Source organism: Staphylococcus sp. 8AQ (genome assembly GCF_902506595.1).
GTDB classification, from domain to species: Bacteria; Bacillota; Bacilli; order Staphylococcales; family Staphylococcaceae; genus Staphylococcus; species Staphylococcus pasteuri.
The window spans coordinates 1,579,993-1,602,285 of record NZ_LR733871.1; the positions used below are offsets into that span (position 1 = coordinate 1,579,993).

A 22,293-nucleotide genomic window follows, 5' to 3' on the forward strand; every position below is an offset into this window, starting at 1 on the left:
CTAATTTTCAAATTGTTTTTGTACAAATGCTAATGCTGCTTGTCCATCACGTGTTAAATTAATGTACTCGACACCTTGAGTTTTAACTAATTTAATACCTAATTTATCAGTGTCTTGTTTAATATCTTCAAAATTGGATGCTACTTGAGGTGCTAAAATGATTAATTGATAATCTTTCATAATATCGTTATGTGCACCATATCCTCCAGCAGCTGCTTTAACTGGAACATGATATTCTTCTGCTGCTTTATTAAGTGCATTAGCTAGTAATCCACTTGTTCCTCCCCCAGCACAAAGGACTAATACATTCGTTTGTTCTGTAATATTATTAGTTAAGTCAGATGTTGACTCTGCTTCTGTATTAGAATGTGAAGCTAATATTGCATCTGCTTTTTTAGTATCAAAGTTAGCTGCTACTTTATCTTGTAATTCGCTATTACTTTCTTTATTACCAGCTTCTTCTTCTAAAATTTCATTATCATAAACTTTTAAGAATGGATAATAAATAATAATATCCACAATAATTAATACTAATGCTAAGACAAATGATAATAATGCAAATTGTGTACCCATGACGATACCTAAAGGTGCCGGTGTAGTCCACGGTAAATTAACAGAAAAACTATTCATCCCTAATACATCTACGAAAAATTTAAAGATCCATACGTTAACAATTGGTGTTAAAACAAATGGAATAAAGAATACAGGGTTTAATACTAAAGGTGCACCAAATAAAATTGGTTCGTTAACACCAAAGAATGTAGGTACCACAGACGCACGACCTATAGCTCTATTTCGTTTAGATTTAGCTATCCACATAAACATAAATGGAACTACTAATGTTGCACCTGTACCACCCATAGTTACGATAAACATTTGAGTACCAGAGGTAATAACATTGTCTGCGTGTTCACACGCTTGAATTAACTTAAAGTTTGCTTCAATGTTTGCATATGTAATAGCTGCAATAGCTGGCTCTACAATAGATGGACCATGTATACCAACAAACCAGAACAAAGCAAATGCACCAAAGATAATTGTGATTCCAATCCATCCGTTTGCTGCAGTAAATAATGGTTCGAATACTTTAAGAACCGCTGCCGCAACATTAGTTTCGATTGTTGCTCTAACAGTTAAATCAAATCCATAAAGAATTAAAATGACTGCTGAAAATGGAAAAATATCTTTAAATACTTGAGATATGTTTGGAGGTACTTCTTTAGGCATTTTGATAGTAATATTACGTTTAATAAAGAAGTTATAAACAATAACAGTTACAAATGCAGAAATAAACGCTGTTAATAAACCTTTTGTTCCTAAAAATGCGTTTAAGAATCCACCTTCTTTAGCAGGATCTGCTGCTAAGAATAAAAATCCACAAATTGACGCAAGCATAGTAGAAATAAAGTTAATTTGATTCGTACTTTCTAACTTGCGGTTATATGAATCTGTTAAAGATTTGGCAGTTGTTCCAGCAACTAATAATGCTACAAGACCCATTGTGTAGTTATAAGGCTTCATTAAAATGCCTTCCATCTCTTTATCCCACTTAAAGCCAAATACATTCGGTACAAATGCAATCAATAGGAATAAACTTGAAAATAAAATAACAGGCATTGCTGATATAAAGCCATCACGAATGGCTCTTAAATAAATATTTCTCGATAACTTTTCAAAAAATGGTTTACCCTTTTCAATTTGAGCAATTAACTTTTTCATCAAGGTCTTCACCCTCTTTTATATAATTCAATTAAATGTGACATCACATCTTTTAATAATATAGTTGTCATTAAATGGTCTTGACCATGCATCATTGTCACACTATATGCGATATCCTCTCATTGGGCTTCTTTAGCCAAAAGACTTGTTTGTGCTTTGTGCGCGTCTGCAATAAGACCTTTTCCTTCTTCAATTAAAGCTTCAGCTTTATCGAAGTCTTTATTTTGTGCAGCAGTCAATGCTTCTAAAAATTTAGACCGTGCATCTCCTGCAAAAGCAACTATTTCAAAACCAATTAATTGTACTTCTTCTCTATTCATGAGCGATATACTCCCCTCAATTTAAATTATGTTATTTCCAAGATGTCGCTGTTTGAGTTAGTACTTTGTTAAGATCATCTATATTTTTAAATCCTGTTGTTCTTAACCATTCACGTGCAGCGGCTTCACCTTGTTCAATATATACTTGAACTGCACCAGCCCATGTTGCACGACCGCATAGTACACCATTAAATTTAGCCCCTGATTCATGTGCAAATTTTAATGTTTCTTGGAATAATTCTGCAGAAACACCTGCACTTAAATAAATGTATGGAAGATTCGTTGATGCTTCTTGATTTCTAAAATGTTGAGCCGCTTCTTCTTTGGTATAAACAACTTCTCCATCAGTAAACCCTTCAACATATTGCATATTTACTGGTACTTCAACTTTTAGTACGTCCACATTAAAACGTGGTTCAGAGAATAATTTCATAGCTTCGTTAACCTTTCTAGGTTTAACTTTTGCGTATTCAACACTGCTATTATCTGAAATATTGTCATCATATGATAAAACTTCTAAGAAAAATGGGATATCTTCTGCAACGCATTCAGAACCAATTCTTTCAATATATGCTTGTTTTTGAACATTGATATACTCATCATCATCAACGTCGTAGTAAAGTAAGAATTTGACTGCATCCGCGCCTTGTTCTTTTAAACGTTTAGCTGACCATTCAACTAAACAGTCAGGTAAGCGACCTTTAGCATTTACGTCATAACCTGTTTTTTCATATGCTAATAATAATCCGCAGTTTTTATTTCTAGCTTCAGTAGCTGGTAAACCATATTCTGGGTCTAATAAAATAGATGATGCATATTGTGTAAGTTCTTCAGCTACAAGTACTTTTAATTTTTCAATTTGTTCAACTGTTGGTTCAGTTGTTTGGAATTTAGACATCATTCGCTTTAAAGCACCACGTTGGTCAAATGCTAATGCTGAAATAACACCATTTTCATTACTTAATTGTGAAATTGCTGTCGTTTTATTTTGAGTTTTTACCATTATTTACACCTCTAATAATTCAATTTGATGATATAATTCGTCATAGTTTTTGATATTGACATATCCTGTACGTGATTCTTGAGCATTGAGCATACCTAAGGTGTTAGCTTTTTTGAGAAGTTCATCATCACTTTCATTGTTTAACAATGCAGAAGCTATACCGGCAACTGTAGAATCTCCAGAACCAACTGGATTTAATACTTTAATAGAAGGTATGTTGACTTTGTAATATTGATTATGATGCTTAGCGAACATACCCTTTGCTCCTAATGAAACAATGACCCATTCTATATCTTTGAATAATGAATCATTTACTGCTTGTTTTAGCCCATCTATACTTTCATCAACAGGTTGACCTAATAACTGATATAGTTCATCAATATTGGGTTTTATAACAGTTGGCTTATGTAATCCTTTTAAAGAAGATACTAATGTTTCTCCAGAGCTATCTAGTATTAATGGAACCTGTTCATCATGACATTTTCCAATAATCTTCAAATAGTAATTGTTATTTAAACCTTTAGGTAGACTTCCTGAAATAACAACCACTTTAGTTTGTCGAATCAATTCATCAACGTGTTCTAAGAAGTTTTGTCCTTCTTTTTTACTAATAGTTGGCCCTTTTTCCAAAATTTCCGTTTGCTTACCTTGATGTAAAATAGCAATACAATTTCTAGTAACATCTTTAATTTTGAAAAAAGAATGTTTAATATGTGAGTCTTCTAATTGTTGTTCAATAAATTCGCCCAGTTGACCACCGATTAATCCACTAGCTATAACTGATTCGTTTAGTTGATTCAATACTCGAGTTACATTGAGTCCTTTTCCGCCAGCAGTTTTATCAATGTTCGATACTCGATTCACAGTATCAAGCTGAAAATCTTCAATAGCATATGAAATATCTACAGACGGATTTAAAGTTAGTGTTAATATCATATGTGTCTTCCTTTAATCGTGATATTCGCCTTTATCCCATTTTTCTAAAAATTCATTAAAGAAATTAGGGTTCGTTTGGTCTTCGTTATGTGTTTCTAAATGTTTAATTTTCGCAATTAATTTTTCATTTTTTTCAGAAGGTTTATACTCTGCTTCAATGAAGGCTTCGATAATGTCACACATTAAAAGTTCACCAATGATTTTACCTCCAAAACCAATGACATTTGCATTTAGCTCTTCCTTGGCATAAAGGGCAGAAGTCATATCTCTTACAAGTGCGGCTCTAACACCTGGTACTTTATTAACTGCATTGTTTATACCAACACCAGTTCCACAAATACAAATACCTAGATCCGCATTCCCACTTGTTACTTGTTCACCCACTTTTTTACCAAAAATTGGGTAATGAGTTCGCGCGAAATCATATGTTCCTACATCGATAACTTCGTGACCTTTTGATTTCAAAAACTGTGAAACTTCCATTTTTGTATCAGTTACAATATGATCGCAACCTAATGCTATTTTCATTGTTAATCCTCCTCTAATTAGCACATTTTATTAAGCATATCTACGCGTATTTGGTGACGCCCGCCATCGTAGTGTCCATTAACAAAACCTTTAACTACATTTTGTGCCAATGTGTCCCCTACGATTTCTGAACCTAACGTAATCATTTTTGAGTTATTATGACCTCTTGTCATATATGCAGATCTTTCATCTGACACTTCCGCAGCGATCATACCTTTAATTTTTGTAGCAACCATAAAGCTCCCAACTCCGAACGCATCAATTGCGATCCCTAAATTGTCATCATTCTTTTGTACTTCTTTAGCAATGGCAAGTGTAGAATCTACAAAATCTAAATCTTTACCTTCAGTAACGTCTAAAATATCAAAATTACTTTCTACTAAATATGTTTTAATTAAATCTTTTAAACGCTTACCATCCACATCTGATCCAATTATGATTGTCATAGCAATTCTCCTTATCAAATATAGTCATTAAAAGCATCTTATATATATTTAAAGAAAAGGCTTTCAAATCTTTACGTTTAAATTATAAACTTAAACCAACATAAATTCAACATAATATGTTTGTATTTTGTTTGAATTAAACACTTTTCCAAACATTTGTAGCTAAATATTCGATTTTTCACAGAAAAATGTTTTATTATGTTGAAATTCGTTTAATAAGTAATTATTTCAAACAAAAAACCTCGAATCGTTTGATTCGAGGTCATTTATTCTGAAAGTAATATATTATTCTACTACTTCTATATATGTTTTAATTTGTTCTAGCTTCTCTTGATCTTGATTATCCATTATAACTGCGGTCAGATCATCCAAGTGACAAATTGAAGTAAAATCATTTTTTCCTATTTTGGTATGATCTACTAGTAAATATTTCTCAACTGAATGTTCTACTGCAAGTTGCTGTGTGTAGGCTTCATCTAAAGAAGATGTCATAACACTGCCTTTATTAACACCATTACTACTAAAAAACATTTTACAAAAACGAAGCTTTTCTAATACTGAGTTTGCCATTTCACCTACAAACGCTTCTGTTAAATGTCTCATTTCTCCACCTAGTAAATAAACTCGGAAATTAGTTGTTTGTTTCTCTAATAATATTTTATAAACGGGCAAACAGTTTGTTATCACTGTTAAAGAATGATGGTTTATTTCTTCGGCAAGAACTTCAATCGTCGTTCCTGGTCCAAAAAATAATGTATCACCATCTTCAATTAAACTGGCTGCTTTTTTAGCAATATATCTTTTTTCTTCAATTTGGTGTGTGTGCTTTTCTTTATGTGACATTTCTTTATATTGAAAATTTGAATTACTACGTGCTCCACCATGTATTTTCGTTAAAACACCTTGGTTTTCTAATTCAACTAAATCTCTTCTTACTGTCATATCAGAAACATTTAAACCTTCAACGATTTCATTAGTCCTCACTGTTCCCTTTTTATTGACTAGCTTAGCAATCTCATCTAAACGTTCGTGCTTATTCACTAAATAAATACCTCCTTACATTAGGCCAGTGTCATCATTCAATTTCCATCTTTTATCAATATTCATGATTATTCAATAGTAAAAATACTGAATCTACCTAATCATTTACTAATTTTAATTGTATACAAAATACATTGTTCAACTGTATTTTAATAGTATGTATAAAATCACTTCAATATCTTTAACATTATTACTATAATATATAAATGTAAAGAAGTCATATGTTAAAAGTGATATGCTGTATAATCTATTTTTTACAAGAAGGTGTATTTTTGAATAATAAAATTGAAAGTTTAAAACAACTAATTGATAACTCTGAGAAAATTGTATTCTTTACGGGTGCTGGTGTATCTGTAGCAAGTGGGGTTCCAGATTTCAGATCTATGGGAGGTCTATTTGATGAAATTTCAAAAGATGGCTATTCACCAGAATATCTATTAAGCCATGATTATTTTGTAGATGACCCTGATGGATTTATCAATTTCTGTCATAAAAGATTAATTTATGCTGATAAATTACCTAATAGTGTACATGAATGGATTGCTCATTTAGAACATAACGGTCAATCTCTTGGAGTTATTACTCAAAATATTGATGGATTTCATTCAGATGCAGGGAGTAAGCATGTTGATGAATTACATGGAACATTAAACAGATTCTATTGTCCTAAATGTCATAAGTCATACACTAAAAAAGACGTACTTGATAGACAGTTAAAACAATGTGACACATGTGGTAGTACTATTAGACCTGACATTGTTCTGTATGGTGAAATGTTAGACCAATCAGTGATTATGAATGCATTACAAAAAATCGAAAATGCAGATACGTTGGTTGTACTTGGTACTTCATTAGTTGTGCAACCTGCAGCTGGATTAGTATCAAATTTTAAAGGTGACAATCTAGTTATTATCAATAAAGATACTACACCTTATGATAATGAAGCTTCTCTTGTTATTAATGAGGATATGGTAGATGTTATCAATCAATTGAATAGTTAAACATTAAAAAGCACTTCCCGAAGATTCGAGAAGTGCTTTTATCTTACTTTTAAAACTTAATATTATAAAATAATAGTTGAATTATCATGTGACCTGTTACTTTTAAAAATTTCTAAATATAAATCTTGTATTAAATTAATACTTGTGAGTATAGTTTCACCTTGATTGAGTTTATTAATTTGTCTATATGATTTCTCAGATAAATGATTTTTAATTGCTTCCATTTCATTTTTATGGGTAAGTCTATGGATAAATAATGTTCCGATTTGTCCAAGTAATTCTTTTGGTACATCGTGAGGATTTTGTGTGGTTAAAAATAAAAATATTCCTTTTTTACGTCCTTCTCTCGCAATAGATGTTAATCCCATTTGGTAATTATTATTTAAATCGTTTTTAGCATATCTATGCACTTCGTCAATAAATAATACAAAACCGTTATTATCTCTTTTTTTTGAATCAATAATGTAAGAACTTATCATATCGATTATCATTGATCCAATACTTTCACTAATACCAATAGTCGATGTATTGATATACAAACTATGAGTTTCATTTTTTAAAAATTTATCAATTTCTTCAATTAAATCAAACTTATTATCTAGTTTTTCTGAAAAAAACTCTGTTAAACGCGTATTTGATATTTTATAAGTAACCTTCTGTACTAGCCACTGCTTTTGGTTAAATTGAAAAGAGGCAGTAGTGTATTTTTTCATACTCTTATCCATTTCAACTGCTTCTTCAGTAATTTGTTGTGATAGTAAAGTTAGGTCAAAAGATTTATCCTCATCCGTTAAAGTTTCAATTTCTTCTAATACTGTTTTAATTTCCTTACCAGCCTTTTTATATGGAATTTTATTTTTTTCTTTTTTTTGATACCGAAGACTTATTATTGCATCAGCTAATACGGCTGGTTGAGTAGAATCATTGGTTTCAAAAAGGGTTGCCCATTGAATAAATGATAGACGTCCAGTACTTAATACTGTATCAATTCCTAAATTTAGTTTTGTAAATCCTTCATCTTCATAAAATGAATTAGAATATTCTCCTGTTGGATCAATAATTAATACTTTTTTTTTATTTTGAATTAATTTATCTAAAATTGATAATGATGAAGTAGACTTTCCACTGTTAGTAGTACCAATTGTCATTAAATGTCTATCAAACAACGTACTTGGACGCAAGGAAACCTCGTCACCAGACACATTTGAAAGTTTCGCAAACGATGTCAACTTAACTTCAGGATTTTTTAAATCCTCCTCTTTATTTTCAACAGAATTTAAATAAATCTTTATTATTTTTTCATTAGCAATAAAAACTTTGTCGGTTAATCCAACTGTAGAAAATCCTGCTAACTTGAATTTTTCACCATTATTTTCCATTATTCCTATAATATCCAAAGTTAATTCTGGATATATTCTTTCTGCATTATTTTTTAACAATTCTTTATGAACACTTTCAGAATTGGGAATTTTTGACTGGTTTACTTCTCCTAAAAAAATCCCAGAAACAGAGTCAATAACAACAAGAAAATTTATTGTATTTGGAATTAATAATTCTTTTCGAATCTTTCTGAATTTAAGCCAAGAAAGATTTTCAACTTGAACAACACTTGAATTTCTATAAACTTGAGAAATCATACCTAAATAAAAGTCGTTTTTATCATTATTTTTATATAGAGTATCAATCATCGTTTTCACCTCTAGTGAAATAGTCTGTTAAATCCATATTCATTGTAGCTTTTAAAAATGCAATATTATAATCATCGTTCATTAAATCCAATAGATTTTTCCAATTTTTATTAGGTTCTTTTGTATCAATATTAAAATCTGTAATTAACAGTGATAAACTTGGTATGGCTTTAATAGCTTGAATTATCATTTGAGAGATATGATTGTCAGCAAAGCTAAAACCTGAGGTGATTAATATAGTATTTGGTCTACGCAATAATTCTTGAAACTTAGAAAATAATTCGAAATATGGTTTCTCATAACTTTGCATATATTTATTTGAACTTGGAAAAATCATAATCGGTTCTTCAATTTCTTTTTTATTACTTCGAACAATATTATTTCCATCTCTCTTCCATGTTAATGAACCATGAATTTTTAATAAATTAATCACTGATTTTTTATATGCTTCTTTTTGAGATTTGACAACTGATATTGGCTTAGATAAATTCCAATCAAACATATCTATATCAAAAATAGGTTGATGTGAAAAAGTAAATCCATCAAATACAGTAAAATTCAAATTATAGGCACTTTCTTCGATAACAGTATCATAATTAGTGGTAACTACTGAAAGGCGATTTGGTGTCACATGTAATTCGGTTAATTGTTTAATTAATTTACCATGCTTAAAACTATTCTTGTCATAACTATAAGATGTTTTATCTTTAATTACCTCAATAATTTTCTTGTATGATTTATTAAATTTGTATTTTTCTTTATCTGGTACAAATTGTAAATAAGATTGCATACGTGATAATAAGTCTTCTAAATTAAATATATTATTATCACTAGAAGTATTATAGTTGCACATTGAACAAATCTCTTCAATAGTATAATACTTAGGAGGTTGTAATTGCTTTTTAACTTCTTCCCCTAACATTTCAACAGTATGACCAAAGTTAGGATCTTTATCTCCAACTACTGATGCACCAGCTCCTGCAAGTAAAATGATATTATCAAAATGCCCCATAAACATAAAAATTTCTTCTTTAATTAAATATTTAAAATCTTCTTCATTAATTGAGTTTTCTTCATCATTAAGAAGTTCTTCAGAATTCTTAAAGTATTTATTATCTTTATTTTTTGAAAAATTAGTGCTTGTGTTTTTAAAGTAATTTATCATTAGTTCACTCATTTCTATGTATTTATTTACAATTTAAAATATTTTAAATTTTAAAAGAAAAATTAGATTTTAAATATTTATTTTTACAAAATACATTCTTTTATTGATTTCACAGACTCTTATGATAACAATATTTAATTACAAATAAATATTTAATTGTAGAGTTAAAATTGCTTCATTAAATTTCCTTATTTTTATTTTACTTGCATCTTCGCATAGTTTACTTTAATTTATTATTTATTGCTTTTCTCAAAACTTATATTTTATTACAGTATATCAATTTCTTACCATTATTGATATATTCCAACTTATAAAGTTACACATTTCTTTTTTATTATTAAATTTATATTTGTTATCTCAACGTTTAAATTCATCATAAGATAAGAAAATTCATCTTTAATTATATATGATACTTTAAATGATTTATTTCGCACAAAAAGCACTCCTCGAGAATTTGAGAAGTGCATGTTTAGCTTTCTTATTAATTTGTAAATAGTCTTAAGTTTTTAAAATATTAAAAATAAAAGTTCAAGAAGAAAGATTATCCAATGTTAAATATGATTTGATATCAATATTTAAAAATAACCATGTAATAAAAATTTTTCAGGGATATCATTGCAAATTATTAACACCATAAAATAGACTAGTCAATTACTTCAAATTTTGGTAATTCTTCAATTAATTCTAATGTTTTCATACTTACAGTAATAACAGATAATAACAAATTTAAAATATATTTCGGATCATCACTAAATTCATTTGGATCATCCGTAATTCCTGATTTTTTATCTGTTTTAACACGATATTGATCAATGATCCATTCTATTGCTGGACGTCCATTAACAACATATTCATAGGCTCTTTTAGGTATGTTTGAAACTGTAATATGTTCATTATATATAATGGTATCTAAAACACCCTTTTTAGGATGTTTCATTTTTTCAACTCTATAAGTAGTCGGTCTATCATTATTTATTACTACTTCTACACCATTCCAACTAGGTTGATTTTCATAATTTAAGTGTAACTCAGTTAATTTTTTACCGATTTCTACATATTTTATATGATTCTTTAGTAGTGGTATTCTAGGAGATCCTTTTAATAATTCTGATTTATAGACTTCTTTATAAGTAATAGAATTTAAAACCGCATAGACATAATAAAATAATTCCTCTGTTTAATTAAAAACATCAAACCAAACAAAGTTCATATTATCCATATCAGATATCTCAAATAAATGATCAGATCCTTTAAATTTTAATGACTTAAATAAGATTTGACCGTTTGATTCAAGGTGTTTTTCAGGAATAAGATTTGAAACAATGGACGTAAATTCATTTTTACTACCGTTTCCAGGAACAACAATCATAACACTATCATCTTTAATTTGATATCTGTGATATTGACTAGGCATCTCTATCAACCTCGTATCATAATATAGCCATTTTTTTACAAAAGGTCTATACATACTTAATGCAAAATTACCTTCATCAAAAGTTAGTTTTGTTCCATTTTTAAATTGTTTAAGTAATCCTCGAGTCCATTTAATAAATGATTCATCCCGATTTATTTTGTTCAAACTGTCGCTATCATTTACTAGCCTCATAAGTTCATTATCATAATTATTTATCATTCGTTTAATATTTTTACCAACCTGTTTTCGGGAAAAGCCATATACCCAACTATCTCGGCTCGTAGCTAGTCCAACCAATCTAGATTTAAATATATTCTGTTTTTCTCCAGATTCATTTAAAGGTATATATTGCTCATACTGCTCATCTTTTTGATTGATCCAATCGTTATTCTTATCTGGCACAATAGAATTCCAATCTAATTTGTCTATTGATTGATTTGTCTTTAAAATGTTCAGTTTGTCATCACGGCTCAAATAGTCGCCAATATCATGATAATAAATTTTATGATTATCACTTCCATCTTTTACAAGAATAGAAATTGCTATAGGTGTTCTACTACCTGATCCAAATATTTTCCCCCCTTCTTTTCTAGATAACTCCCCTTGAGTCCGTTGATCTCCACGTAAATTTAGAATATAAAGATGATTAAATTCTTCTGATAATACTTTTCGGAAACCATCGGTACTTTGGCTATCAATAAAAGACCCATTACTTACAAATCCAATAACACCTTGTGAACCTAATCTATCTGTGGCCCATCTAAACGCCTGAATATATGAATCATATATTGCGTTTTTAAGTGTTGCAGTAGTATGCTTTACATATGTATTTTTAATTTTCTCAAAAAGTTTAGTATAATATATATTTGCATTATCATCATTCGTACTTAACTGCTTAGCAGAATATGGTGGGTTCCCAATAATAGCCGTAATTGGCATTTCTTGTTGTTTTTTTAATCGTTCATCGTTAGTACCAAAATAATCATCATCAAATGTATTTTCAGTTTCTGTACTTTCAAACGTATCCGTTAAAACAATACCTTCAAAAGGTACATATCCTTGTTCATCTCCATTAATATCATCAAATGTAGATTCAATATTAATAGCAGCAATATAATAACTTAATAAAATAATTTCATTAGCATGTAATTCTTGCGTAAATTTACTTGTAATATCCGCCAATGTAATTTCACCATTATTCATTAGTTCTTGAAAATAAGCCAACGTACGAACAATGAATGTTCCCGTTCCGGTAAATGGATCCAATATATGGACTCCTTCACTTGCTAATGATTTTCCAAAGTGCTTTTTCAGTACATCATCTACTGACTTGACTATGAAATCTACAACTTCTATAGGAGTAAATACTATTCCCAAGCGTTCAGTAGTTGATTTAAATGCTGTACTAAAAAATTTATCATACAGTGTAATAATGATTTTTTGTTTATCTTCAGATTTTTCAACACCTTCAGCGCGCATTTTTACTGATTCATACAAGGGTTCAAGGTTTTCTTGTTCCTTTGCAAATCCAGCCTTCTCTAATTCTTTTACAATATTTTCCATAGCTAATGAAACAGGATTATTATTTACAAAACTATATTCATCAAAAAGTGCTTCAAATACAGGCTTTGTAATTAAATGTTGAGACAACATTTCAGTAGCTTGATTATCATCAATACTTTCATTGATATTATGCTGTAATGAAGCTACAAACTTTTTGAATTCAATTGTAATAGGATCTTTTTTGTCACTTAATTTGTTTTTAATCCAACTAATTTGTCTTTGAGCAATCTTGGCTACATCAGCAGACCAATTTTCTAAATACTTTCTATCTCCTACTTTTTGAACAATCTTACCAAATATTGCACCTTCAAATTTATCCCAATCAAACTCAAGTTGAGTTTGTTCAAATTTTTGTGTAGATTCTGTTCCCTTACTTATGTTTTCAATATTATTTTCTTCATTAGGAGCACTACCAATACCAATTACTTCTAATTGTTTGGGTTTCGCAATATTTAATTTATCAATCATTGCTTCAAATCGTTCATCTACTGAGCGTAATGCATTAATAATTTGCCAAACAGTTTCGTATTGTTTATTGTTATCCAATATTGTTTCTGGAGTCTCTCCTGCTGGTATTACAACAGGTAAGATTATATATCCGTAATCTTTGCTTTCAGATTTACGCATAATACGACCAACTGCTTGTACAATATCAACTTGTGATTTTTTTGGTGCAAGAAAAATAACTGCATCTAATGTGGGTACATCAATACCCTCAGTAAGAAATCGAACATTTGATACAATTCTAGCTTCATCTATTGGTTTGTTTGAATCTGCTAACCAGTCTAGCATTTTCCCTTTTTGCAACGCATTCATAGACCCATCAGCGTGTTGCATTGAAAGTTTAGTTGTTTGTTGATCTTTTGAAGAACCTATATACTCATTTACAACTTCCTCAAATTGTTTAGACACTTTCTTAGAATCTTCAATTGTTCTAGTGAAAGCAATAGCTCTTTCTAATGGTGCACCGTCAAATGGGCTGTTCTTTATAGGATTTTTATATCCATTACGACGCATCATTCCATTCCAAATACCAACAATTCTTCCAACATCATCAATATTAAGTCCATTTTCTGGATCTGCTAATGTTTTTTGCATATCTTTTTGAATAGCCGTTTCATCAACAGCTAAAACCATTACTTTATAATCTGTTAAAATTCCATGTGATACAGCTTGTCCAAATCCCATACGATAAATAACTTCGCCGTATTTTGATTCATCATCCATAGAAGATAACAATATACTTTTATCTTTAGCATTTTTCTTAGCATTATCACCATAAATCTTTGGCGTTGCCGTTTGGTACATCCTTAATTTACCTTTAACTTTCTCATTATCATGTACTTTAGTAAATGCGCTGGCATCTTTTTTCATTTCATGGGCACCAGTAGTTCTATGTGCTTCATCAGAGATAATTAAATCGAATTCAGGGAATCCTTTTTTTTGTGCATCACTTATTACATCAATACTTTGATATGTGCTAAATACAACTAACATATCTCGATCAGATTGAGTTTCCTTTACGTCATACCAGTTCTTTAATAATTGGTCTTTGGAAGTTGTAGCAGGATAGCCAATATCAGTAGCTTTGATATCTTCAGTTCCATCATTTCCTCTTGAAGCATCCCTGTCAGATGTAACAGCCATACTTGCAATTTTTAATTCAGTATCATTATTCCATCCTCTAAGTGTTTGAGTTAACAATTGAATACTTGGCACAAGATATAATACTTTAAATTGATTATTCACTTTTTTAGATAATGCTTCAGAAATTTTCAAACTTGTAAAAGTTTTCCCAGTTCCTGGCGCCATTATTAATTGACCACGATCATATTTTTCAAAATGATGAATAGCATTTTCTAATGCGGTTTTTTGGTAGAAACGAAGTTCTTTAGGTTTTTTAATAGTTAATTCTTCTGGTCTTTCAAAATTAAAATCAGACCAATTTATTTGAGAATTTCTCAAATCTGATAAACCAAGTATTTCTATATTTTTTTCATGATTTTCTATGGTAGATTTTGCATTCTTATTCCAATTATCTACTGTAGAAATGATTAATCCACCTTGATAATATTTAGAACCAGTTTCAGCAACAAAAGAATTAATTTCTGATTTTCCAATAGTATTTTTATGAAACTTTGCTTGTATCGCTATTAAATCCCCGTTATATTGTTCAGCTACTAAATCGACACCATTATCTCTCTTGTCAGGTAAACCTATATCATTAGGTACGTCTCTTAGTTCCCAAACATTTTTATATAATGCCTTATATGTAGGCTCATTTTTTAAATATGCTAGAACTAATTTTTCAAAAAGAGTACCTTTTTCACGTTTTACATTGTTTGAGGTTTTCTCTATTTGTTTAAGTAAAGTATCAAAACTCTTAATTTTATCTTTTGTATTCATATAAACCTCCTAGGAGTATTATTTTCTTATTATCTCATATATAAAATACAATGAATATCAAATTTTGAATAATTTTAACTAGCACGTTGATTTATTAGATACTCTCAAAATAATTGAATATATACTTAAAATTTCCTTAAATAATTTATTAACCATTAGAAAAAGGGCAATGTTTTAATCAATAAAAGATTTTAAAATTCATTTTCAAATTTATGAGTATAGACTTTTGATAATGTTCCTAAAATAAAGTAATTTATATAATTTTAGTAATTACATTGTCACGATAACTTCTATATTGTATCAACATTTATTTCCAATAAAACTCCATGAATTTTAAATTTTTAAATAAATAAAATTTAATAATCAAATGAAGGTAATTCAAATAAAATTAGTAACGTAACTTTTGAAATTTGTTTTATCCCAACAAAAAAAGCACTTCTCAAAAAATTGAGAAGTGCTTGATTTATCGTTCTTATTAATTGTAAACAAATCAGATAGCGAAAAACTTCGCAAACAATTTGTATATATTAACGTTTTGAGAATTGAGGAGAACGACGAGCTTTTTTAAGACCTGGTTTTTTACGTTCTTTCATACGTGGGTCACGTGTTAATAATCCAGCGCGTTTTAAAGAACCTCTGTATTCAGGATCTGCTTCTAATAATGCACGAGCGATTCCGTGACGGATTGCTTGTGCTTGTCCTGTGAATCCACCACCGTGAACGTTAACTAAAACGTCATAGTTACCTTTAGTTTCAGTAACATCGAATGGTTGGTTTAAGTCTAAGATTAATGATTCAAATGGTAAGTAGTCACGTACGTCACGGTTGTTAACTTTGATGTTACCTTCACCTGGTACTAAACGTACACGTGCTACTGAGTTTTTACGACGGCCTGTGCCTTTATATTCAACTTGTGCCAATGTAATTTCCTCCTTCTAATTAACCACGTAACTCGTAGTTTTCTGGTTGTTGTGCAGCGTGTGGATGTTCAGCGCCACCATATACAAATAATTTTTTACCTTGTTTTTCACCTAAACGGCTGCTTGGTAGCATACCTTTAATTGAATTTTCAAGTAAACGTTCTGGGTTAGTTCTTCTTAATTCACCAGCAGAGATTGATTTTAAACCACCTGGGTGATTTGAGTGACGGTAATACATTTTGTCCTGCTCTTTGTTACCAGTGAATTCGATTTTTGAAGCGTTGATGATGATTACATAATCACCTGTATCAACGTGTGGTGTATAAGTTACTTTATTTTTACCGCGTAAGATAGATGCTACTTCTGATGATAAACGACCTAATGTTTGGCCTTCAGCATCGATAACATACCATTTGCGCTCAATGTTTGATTCATTTGCCATAAATGTTTGACGCATAATAATTGTCCTCCTAAAAATAAATGTTTCGTTTTAGTCTCTAGACAAACTTGTTTAACAAAAGTTACTTCGTATTGTCTAAATTCTATTTGTTTGAATTAAAAATTTGTTACGATTTAAAGCGTAGATTTCATTTATTTTGTTAACTGTTGTTCTATTTTGCTTATATATCTTGTAACACAATAAGATTCCGGGGCTTATCGTGGGGTGGATATAAAACAATACCGTTAATAATCTTATAATTTCATAGACCTTTTGTCAATGCAATTCAATCATTTTGTAATGATTTTTTATAATGTATTTTAATATGCTCACCAAAGTCGTTCATTAACTCATGATCAGATAAATATATTTTCTCTAAATATAGTCCATCTGATGGTGCAGTAAAAGGAATTTTATTACGATTTTTCTCTTCAAGTAATACAGGTATTTCTTCAGGTTTTCTTTTTCCTTTTCCAACTTCAATTAAAAATGCTACTAATACACGAACCATATTATACAAAAATCCTGAACCAGTAACTACATAATCAAAACCATCTTCTGTTTTGATAATTTTACTTTCGTATAATGTTCGTACTTTACTTTGAACTTCTGTTTTTTGAGAACAAAAACCTGTAAAGTCATGAGTTCCAATAAATAATTGAGCTGCTTTATGCATTCTATCTAAATCTAATGTTTCGGATACATACGTTTTTAATCCACTTTGAAATGGATTCCGATGTTCGGCTTGATATACTTTATATCTATACTTTTTTCCTACACAATCATAACGGCAATGAAAATCTTCATCTACGTGTTGAACACTTTTAACATATATATCATCTGGCAATGCACTATTCATCGCATATTGCCATTTATTATTTTCAATATTTAAGTCAGTATCAAAATGAAAATACTGTTGATAAGCATGCACTCCTCTATCCGTTCGACTAGAAGGATGTATTCTTACATGACGTTTATGCATTCTTTTAAGAATTTTTTCAAATTGTTGTTGTATTGTGCGACCTTGTTGTTGTATTTGAAATCCTAAAAATTGATTACCTTGATATTCTATTTCTACTAATATACGCAATGCTTTTACACTCCAAAATATTTAATTAACAATAGGATAGCTAATATAGGAATGAGTAATAATAATGTACATGTATCTCTCAGACGCCATTGGAGCATTCTATAGCTAGTTCTCTCAGCATGAGCATCGTACCCTCTCACTTCCATAGCTATCGCTAATTCTTCGGCTCTCTGGAACGCAGAAATAAACAATGGAATCAGTAACGGTACAAATGCCTGAATTCTTGCTACTAATCCACCTGAACTTATCTCTGAACCTCTAGATTTTTGAGCTAAAATAATCTTATCTAATTCGTCCATTAATGTAGGTATAAACCTTAATGCAATAGACATCATCATACTTAATTGATGTACAGGTATTTTAAGCCATTTGAGTGGCGTTAATAACTTTTCAAATGCGTCAGTTAAATCTATTGGACTAGTCGATAAAGTCATTATTGTAGCTATCATTACAATAAATATCAATCTTAAAGAGATAAAAATACCTTCCAATATCCCCTTACTTTCAATAGTTATAAAGTTCCATTGAAAAAGAATGATACCACCTTTAGTAAAGAATACATGCATTAAAAATGTAAAAATTAGAAAGATAAATATAGGTGTTAAACCTTTAATCAAAAACATAAAATTAATTTTAGCCATTTTCATAATGATTAAAATAAGAACAAAAAGCCATGCATATGTTCCGAAAGAGTGACATAGAAAAATAAATATAATAAAAGCAAATACAAATATCAATTTTGCTCTTGGGTCTAACTGATGTATAAATGAATTGCTAGGGAGATAACGTCCAATAATTAATTTATTTTTCATTTTGCCACTCCCTATATAAATCAACAAATTCTTCTTCAGTTAACGCGGTTGAAGATAGTTTAGTTTGATATTTAGTTTCAAAATCTTGCTGTAAGCGGACAACATCAGGCATAGTTATATTCCACTTTTTTAGATTATCTGGTTCACTAAATAACTTGCGAGGACTTGTTTTAACCTTGATTTCACCTTTTTGCATCACAATGACCTCATCAGCATATCTTGCTACATCATTCATATCATGCGTAACTAAAATAATAGTTTTATTTTGTTCATTTTGTAATTTTTTAAGCAATGACATTACTTGATGTCTACTTTTAGGGTCTAAACCAGCTGTTGGTTCATCGACTACTATAATATCTGGATCCATAGCTAATATTGAAACTAAAGCTATTTTTCTCATTTGACCTCCAGACATTTGAAATGGTGATAACGACATCACATTTCTTGAAAACCCTAAATCAAGTAACATATCAAATGCTTTTTCTTTAACTTGCTGAATATTCATATTAAAATTTTTAGGCCCAAATTCAATTTCTTTTTCAACAGTATCTTCAAAAAGCTGTGATTCAGGAAATTGAAAAACCATTCCAACATTCTGGCGTATTGGTCTCAAAACTTTATCCTTTGATTTGTGATTAATATAAATACCATTAAAATTTATATCACCACTAGTCGGTTTTAATAAAGCATTAATATGTTGAATTAACGTTGACTTACCACTACCAGTTTGACCGACAATCGTATAATAATGACCTTTTTCAAATTCAACTGAAATATTTTTTATAGCAGTATATTCATAAGGTGTGCCAAGTTGATAAGTATAACTCACTTTATTCATTTTAAAACTCATAATAAATCAACCAACCCTTCATATGTAACGAATGTTGATTTACCAGTTAATAGTTGATTCATCTTCATAGAAAACGGTAATTCAAGACCAATTTTATTTAAATTAACTATATCATCATATATGTCATTAGGTTTACCTTGTTTATACACTTTACCTTGATTCATAACTATAATATTATCAGCACTCATTGTTTCTGATAAATCATGTGTAATAGAAATAATCGTTATGTGTTGTTCACGTTGTAGTTCTCTAACTAAATCAAGTAAAGATTTCTTTGCCACTGGGTCTAACATTGAAGTAGCTTCATCTAAAATAATTATAGAAGGACTTAATGCTAACACACTAGCTATAGCTACTCTTTGTTTCTGACCACCAGATAACGAGTGAGGTTCATAATCAGCTAAATCAAACATATCAACTTGTTTTAAAACTTTGTCTACTTTTTCATGCATATCATTATATGGTATAGACAGATTCTCTAAACCAAATGCAACATCATATTTAACAGTTGAACCAACAAACTGATTATCTGGATTTTGGAAGACAATGCCTATTTGTTTTCTTACTTGTGTAATCGTTTCTTTAGTTACACGTTGGTTATTTAGAATAATATGACCTTCATCACAGTTTTCAATTCCTACCATTAGTTTAGTAACAGTTGATTTACCAGATCCATTGTGTCCTACTATACTTGTCCATTGGCCACGAGGAATATTAAATGATACATCATTTAACGTGAAGGCAGAATCACTTTGATATTTAAATGATACATTACTAAATTCAATAATATTATCTTGATCCATCACATTTATTCCTCCCCAATGTAGTAATTACCTTTAATATTTTACATGATTTATAAACATATGTATACTTCCACAATTTGTTTATTAACATTTTCATTTTCTTATTTAAATGATTAAACACTAATTAAAATAATTTTATAATTAAAAAAGCTGAGAAATAGTATCTCAGCTTAAAATAAAAAAGCGCGCACCCCATCAGTTTTGTTGAGTTCACGCTTTAATTTAATATTTAGTTTGATGGGGTACTCTGAGCTAGACAAAATCTGTATGTGGCAGATTTTATCGTTGCACTCATTTGCTTTATATATAAGTAGTTAGTGTATTTATAATTAAATTATACTAATTCGATAATTACTGATTCAGCACCGTCACCACGACGAGGGCCTACTTTAAGAATACGAGTGTAACCACCTTGACGATCTGTATAACGTTCAGCGATTTCACCGAATAATTTTTGAAGAGCAGTTTGAGTTGATTCATCTTCATTTAAGATTTCAACATTTTGTAATGTTTTAGCTGCATTACGACGAGAAGCTAAATCTCCTTTTTTACCTAAAGTGATTAATTTCTCTACTACACTGCGAACTTCTTTTGCACGAGCTTCTGTTGTTTCAATACGTTCACTTACGATAAGTGCTGTAGCTAAGTTACGTAACATAGCTTTACGTTGATCAGAAGTACGACCTAATTTTCTGTAACCCATGAGTTAACCTCCTTTATCAATCTTCTTTTCTTAATCCTAATCCTAAATCTTCTAATTTATATTTAACTTCTTCAAGAGATTTACGACCTAAATTACGCACTTTCATCATGTCAGCTTCAGATTTATCAGCTAACTCTTGTACAGAATTGATTCCTGCGCGTTTCAAACAGTTATATGAACGTACAGATAAGTCTAATTCTTCGATAGACATTTCTAATACTTTTTCTTTTTGATCTTCTTCTTTTTCAATCATGATTTCAGCATTTTGAGCTTCATCAGTTAGACCTACAAAGATATTCAAGTGTTCAGTCATTATTTTTGCTGCTAATGAAACTGATTCTTGAGGAGTGATTGAACCATTAGTCCAAACATCTAAAGTTAATTTATCAAAATCACTACTTTGACCTACACGTGTATTTTCAACTGTATAGTTTACACGTTCAACAGGTGAATATAGTGAGTCTACTGGAATTACACCAATTGGTAAATCACTAGTATTATTTGTTTCAGCTAATGCGTAACCTCTACCCTTATTAGCAACAAGACGAACTTTTAAATGTCCACCTTTAGAAACAGTAGCAATTTTTAGTTCTGGATTTAGAATTTCTACATCACTGTCGTGAGTAATATCACTTGCAGTAACTTCGCCTTCATCCTTAACATCGATTTCTAAAGTTTTATCTTCTTCAGAATAGATTTTTAATGCTAATTTTTTGATGTTCATAATAATTGTAGAAACATCTTCAACTACATTATCTACTGCTGAGAATTCGTGTAACACGCCTTCAATTTCGATGTACTTTACTGCTGATCCTGGTAATGAAGATAGTAGGATACGACGTAAGGAGTTTCCTAGTGTAGTACCGTAGCCACGTTCAAGTGGTTCAACAACGAACTTACCGAATTTAGCATCTTCACTAATTTCAATTGTCTCAATTCTAGGTTTTTCGATTTCTATCATTTACAAATATCCTCCTTATATACGTCGACTAGATTTATAATGTTTGCTCAGTGACCTGTAACAACACAACAATAAATTAAACGCGACGACGTTTTGGTGGACGACAACCATTATGAGGTACTGGAGTAACGTCTCTAATTGCTGTTACTTCAAGTCCTGCTGATTGTAACGCACGGATAGCAGATTCACGGCCTGGTCCAGGTCCTTTAACTGTTACTTCTACAGTTTTTAAGCCATGTTCCATAGCTGTTTTTGAAGCTGTTTCAGACGCCATTTGCGCTGCGAATGGTGTTGATTTTTTAGATCCTTTGAATCCTAATGCACCAGCTGATGACCAAGATAATGCATTACCAAATTCATCAGTAATCGTTACAATTGTATTATTGAATGTTGAACGGATGTGTGCAACACCACTTTCAATATTCTTTTTCACTTTACGTTTACGAGATACTTGTTTACGTGCCATTTATTTTTTGCCTCCTTTA

General features: G+C 30.3%; 18 protein-coding genes and 2 pseudogenes. 1 reads left to right on the plus strand and 19 read right to left on the minus strand.

All coding sequences use genetic code 11. The annotated features are described in order from the left end of the window. The 7 genes and pseudogenes from GVY01_RS07855 to GVY01_RS07885 all read right to left on the minus strand — a co-directional run bounded on the left by GVY01_RS07855 (position 1) and on the right by GVY01_RS07885 (position 5,993). Complete coding sequence (locus GVY01_RS07855; protein WP_026083542.1) at positions 1 to 1,722, minus strand: lactose-specific PTS transporter subunit EIIC; 1,722 nt, start codon at positions 1,720 to 1,722, stop codon at positions 1 to 3. Between the two features lie 5 nt (positions 1,723 to 1,727). Further along, positions 1,728 to 2,039, minus strand: a pseudogene (locus tag GVY01_RS07860) (PTS lactose/cellobiose transporter subunit IIA). A 31-nt stretch (positions 2,040 to 2,070) separates the two neighbouring features. Further along, the gene (gene lacD, locus GVY01_RS07865) at positions 2,071 to 3,042 is read right to left on the minus strand and encodes a tagatose-bisphosphate aldolase (protein ID WP_017638475.1); all 972 of its coding nucleotides are present in this window, start codon (positions 3,040 to 3,042) and stop codon (positions 2,071 to 2,073) included. Between the two features lie 3 nt (positions 3,043 to 3,045). After that, positions 3,046 to 3,978 carry a tagatose-6-phosphate kinase gene (gene lacC, locus GVY01_RS07870; protein WP_017638474.1) on the minus strand — a complete coding sequence of 311 codons (933 nt, stop codon included), beginning with the start codon at positions 3,976 to 3,978 and terminating at the stop codon, positions 3,046 to 3,048. Between the two features lie 12 nt (positions 3,979 to 3,990). Next, complete coding sequence (gene lacB / locus GVY01_RS07875; RefSeq protein WP_017638473.1) at positions 3,991 to 4,506, minus strand: galactose-6-phosphate isomerase subunit LacB; 516 nt, start codon at positions 4,504 to 4,506, stop codon at positions 3,991 to 3,993. Positions 4,507 to 4,523: 17 nt separating this feature from the next. Beyond that, positions 4,524 to 4,952 (minus strand): galactose-6-phosphate isomerase subunit LacA, encoded by a 429-nt coding sequence (lacA, locus tag GVY01_RS07880; RefSeq protein ID WP_017638472.1) that lies wholly within the window; start codon positions 4,950 to 4,952, stop codon positions 4,524 to 4,526. A gap of 285 nt (positions 4,953 to 5,237) precedes the next feature. Beyond that, positions 5,238 to 5,993, minus strand: coding sequence for a DeoR/GlpR family DNA-binding transcription regulator (locus GVY01_RS07885; RefSeq protein WP_017638471.1), 756 nt, complete (start codon positions 5,991 to 5,993; stop codon positions 5,238 to 5,240). 221 nt (positions 5,994 to 6,214) lie between these two features. Here GVY01_RS07885 and GVY01_RS07890 point away from each other — a divergent pair, with 221 nt between their 5' ends. Then, complete coding sequence (locus tag GVY01_RS07890; protein WP_181299896.1) at positions 6,215 to 6,994, plus strand: NAD-dependent protein deacylase; 780 nt, start codon at positions 6,215 to 6,217, stop codon at positions 6,992 to 6,994. Positions 6,995 to 7,056: 62 nt separating this feature from the next. Here GVY01_RS07890 and GVY01_RS07895 read toward each other — a convergent pair whose 3' ends face one another. The 12 genes and pseudogenes from GVY01_RS07895 to rpsK all read right to left on the minus strand — a co-directional run bounded on the left by GVY01_RS07895 (position 7,057) and on the right by rpsK (position 22,274). After that, the gene (locus tag GVY01_RS07895) at positions 7,057 to 8,682 is read right to left on the minus strand and encodes an ATP-binding protein (RefSeq protein WP_159333704.1); all 1,626 of its coding nucleotides are present in this window, start codon (positions 8,680 to 8,682) and stop codon (positions 7,057 to 7,059) included. Further along, complete coding sequence (locus tag GVY01_RS07900) at positions 8,675 to 9,847, minus strand: SIR2 family protein (protein ID WP_159333705.1); 1,173 nt, start codon at positions 9,845 to 9,847, stop codon at positions 8,675 to 8,677. The genes GVY01_RS07895 and GVY01_RS07900 overlap by 8 nt, the downstream gene beginning before the upstream one ends. Before the next feature lie 643 nt (positions 9,848 to 10,490). Continuing rightward, positions 10,491 to 15,230: pseudogene (locus GVY01_RS07905) on the minus strand (DEAD/DEAH box helicase). 527 nt (positions 15,231 to 15,757) lie between these two features. Continuing rightward, positions 15,758 to 16,150: a 30S ribosomal protein S9 gene (gene rpsI / locus GVY01_RS07910; protein ID WP_002450501.1), complete on the minus strand. Its 393-nt coding sequence runs from the start codon at positions 16,148 to 16,150 to the stop codon at positions 15,758 to 15,760. A gap of 19 nt (positions 16,151 to 16,169) precedes the next feature. Beyond that, the gene (gene rplM, locus GVY01_RS07915; protein ID WP_017638501.1) at positions 16,170 to 16,607 is read right to left on the minus strand and encodes a 50S ribosomal protein L13; all 438 of its coding nucleotides are present in this window, start codon (positions 16,605 to 16,607) and stop codon (positions 16,170 to 16,172) included. A gap of 268 nt (positions 16,608 to 16,875) precedes the next feature. Beyond that, positions 16,876 to 17,679 carry a tRNA pseudouridine(38-40) synthase TruA gene (gene truA, locus GVY01_RS07920; protein WP_017638502.1) on the minus strand — a complete coding sequence of 268 codons (804 nt, stop codon included), beginning with the start codon at positions 17,677 to 17,679 and terminating at the stop codon, positions 16,876 to 16,878. 5 nt (positions 17,680 to 17,684) lie between these two features. After that, the gene (locus GVY01_RS07925; RefSeq protein WP_017638503.1) at positions 17,685 to 18,491 is read right to left on the minus strand and encodes an energy-coupling factor transporter transmembrane component T family protein; all 807 of its coding nucleotides are present in this window, start codon (positions 18,489 to 18,491) and stop codon (positions 17,685 to 17,687) included. Beyond that, the gene (locus tag GVY01_RS07930) at positions 18,481 to 19,341 is read right to left on the minus strand and encodes an energy-coupling factor transporter ATPase (protein WP_017638504.1); all 861 of its coding nucleotides are present in this window, start codon (positions 19,339 to 19,341) and stop codon (positions 18,481 to 18,483) included. The genes GVY01_RS07925 and GVY01_RS07930 overlap by 11 nt, the downstream gene beginning before the upstream one ends. Further along, positions 19,338 to 20,147 (minus strand): energy-coupling factor transporter ATPase, encoded by an 810-nt coding sequence (locus GVY01_RS07935; RefSeq protein ID WP_108016860.1) that lies wholly within the window; start codon positions 20,145 to 20,147, stop codon positions 19,338 to 19,340. The genes GVY01_RS07930 and GVY01_RS07935 overlap by 4 nt, the downstream gene beginning before the upstream one ends. A 331-nt stretch (positions 20,148 to 20,478) precedes the next feature. Further along, positions 20,479 to 20,847, minus strand: coding sequence for a 50S ribosomal protein L17 (gene rplQ, locus GVY01_RS07940; RefSeq protein ID WP_017638506.1), 369 nt, complete (start codon positions 20,845 to 20,847; stop codon positions 20,479 to 20,481). Positions 20,848 to 20,863: 16 nt separating this feature from the next. Further along, positions 20,864 to 21,808, minus strand: coding sequence for a DNA-directed RNA polymerase subunit alpha (locus GVY01_RS07945; RefSeq protein WP_002450508.1), 945 nt, complete (start codon positions 21,806 to 21,808; stop codon positions 20,864 to 20,866). Positions 21,809 to 21,884: 76 nt separating this feature from the next. Next, positions 21,885 to 22,274: a 30S ribosomal protein S11 gene (gene rpsK, locus GVY01_RS07950; protein WP_002450509.1), complete on the minus strand. Its 390-nt coding sequence runs from the start codon at positions 22,272 to 22,274 to the stop codon at positions 21,885 to 21,887. Positions 22,275 to 22,293 lie beyond the last annotated feature (19 nt).

Bases quoted from the DNA above. Each gene is read 5' to 3' on its own strand.
- lacD (WP_017638475.1), bottom strand. From the start codon at position 3,042: ATGGTAAAAACTCAAAATAAAACGACAGCAATTTCACAATTAAGTAAT.
- lacC (WP_017638474.1), bottom strand. From the start codon at position 3,978: ATGATATTAACACTAACTTTAAATCCGTCTGTAGATATTTCATATGCT.
- lacB (WP_017638473.1), bottom strand. From the start codon at position 4,506: ATGAAAATAGCATTAGGTTGCGATCATATTGTAACTGATACAAAAATG.
- lacA (WP_017638472.1), bottom strand. From the start codon at position 4,952: ATGACAATCATAATTGGATCAGATGTGGATGGTAAGCGTTTAAAAGAT.
- GVY01_RS07890 (WP_181299896.1), top strand. From the start codon at position 6,215: ATGTTAAAAGTGATATGCTGTATAATCTATTTTTTACAAGAAGGTGTA.
- GVY01_RS07895 (WP_159333704.1), bottom strand. From the start codon at position 8,682: ATGATTGATACTCTATATAAAAATAATGATAAAAACGACTTTTATTTA.
- GVY01_RS07900 (WP_159333705.1), bottom strand. From the start codon at position 9,847: ATGATAAATTACTTTAAAAACACAAGCACTAATTTTTCAAAAAATAAA.
- rplM (WP_017638501.1), bottom strand. From the start codon at position 16,607: ATGCGTCAAACATTTATGGCAAATGAATCAAACATTGAGCGCAAATGG.
- GVY01_RS07925 (WP_017638503.1), bottom strand. From the start codon at position 18,491: ATGAAAAATAAATTAATTATTGGACGTTATCTCCCTAGCAATTCATTT.
- GVY01_RS07930 (WP_017638504.1), bottom strand. From the start codon at position 19,341: ATGAGTTTTAAAATGAATAAAGTGAGTTATACTTATCAACTTGGCACA.
- rplQ (WP_017638506.1), bottom strand. From the start codon at position 20,847: ATGGGTTACAGAAAATTAGGTCGTACTTCTGATCAACGTAAAGCTATG.
- GVY01_RS07945 (WP_002450508.1), bottom strand. From the start codon at position 21,808: ATGATAGAAATCGAAAAACCTAGAATTGAGACAATTGAAATTAGTGAA.
- rpsK (WP_002450509.1), bottom strand. From the start codon at position 22,274: ATGGCACGTAAACAAGTATCTCGTAAACGTAAAGTGAAAAAGAATATT.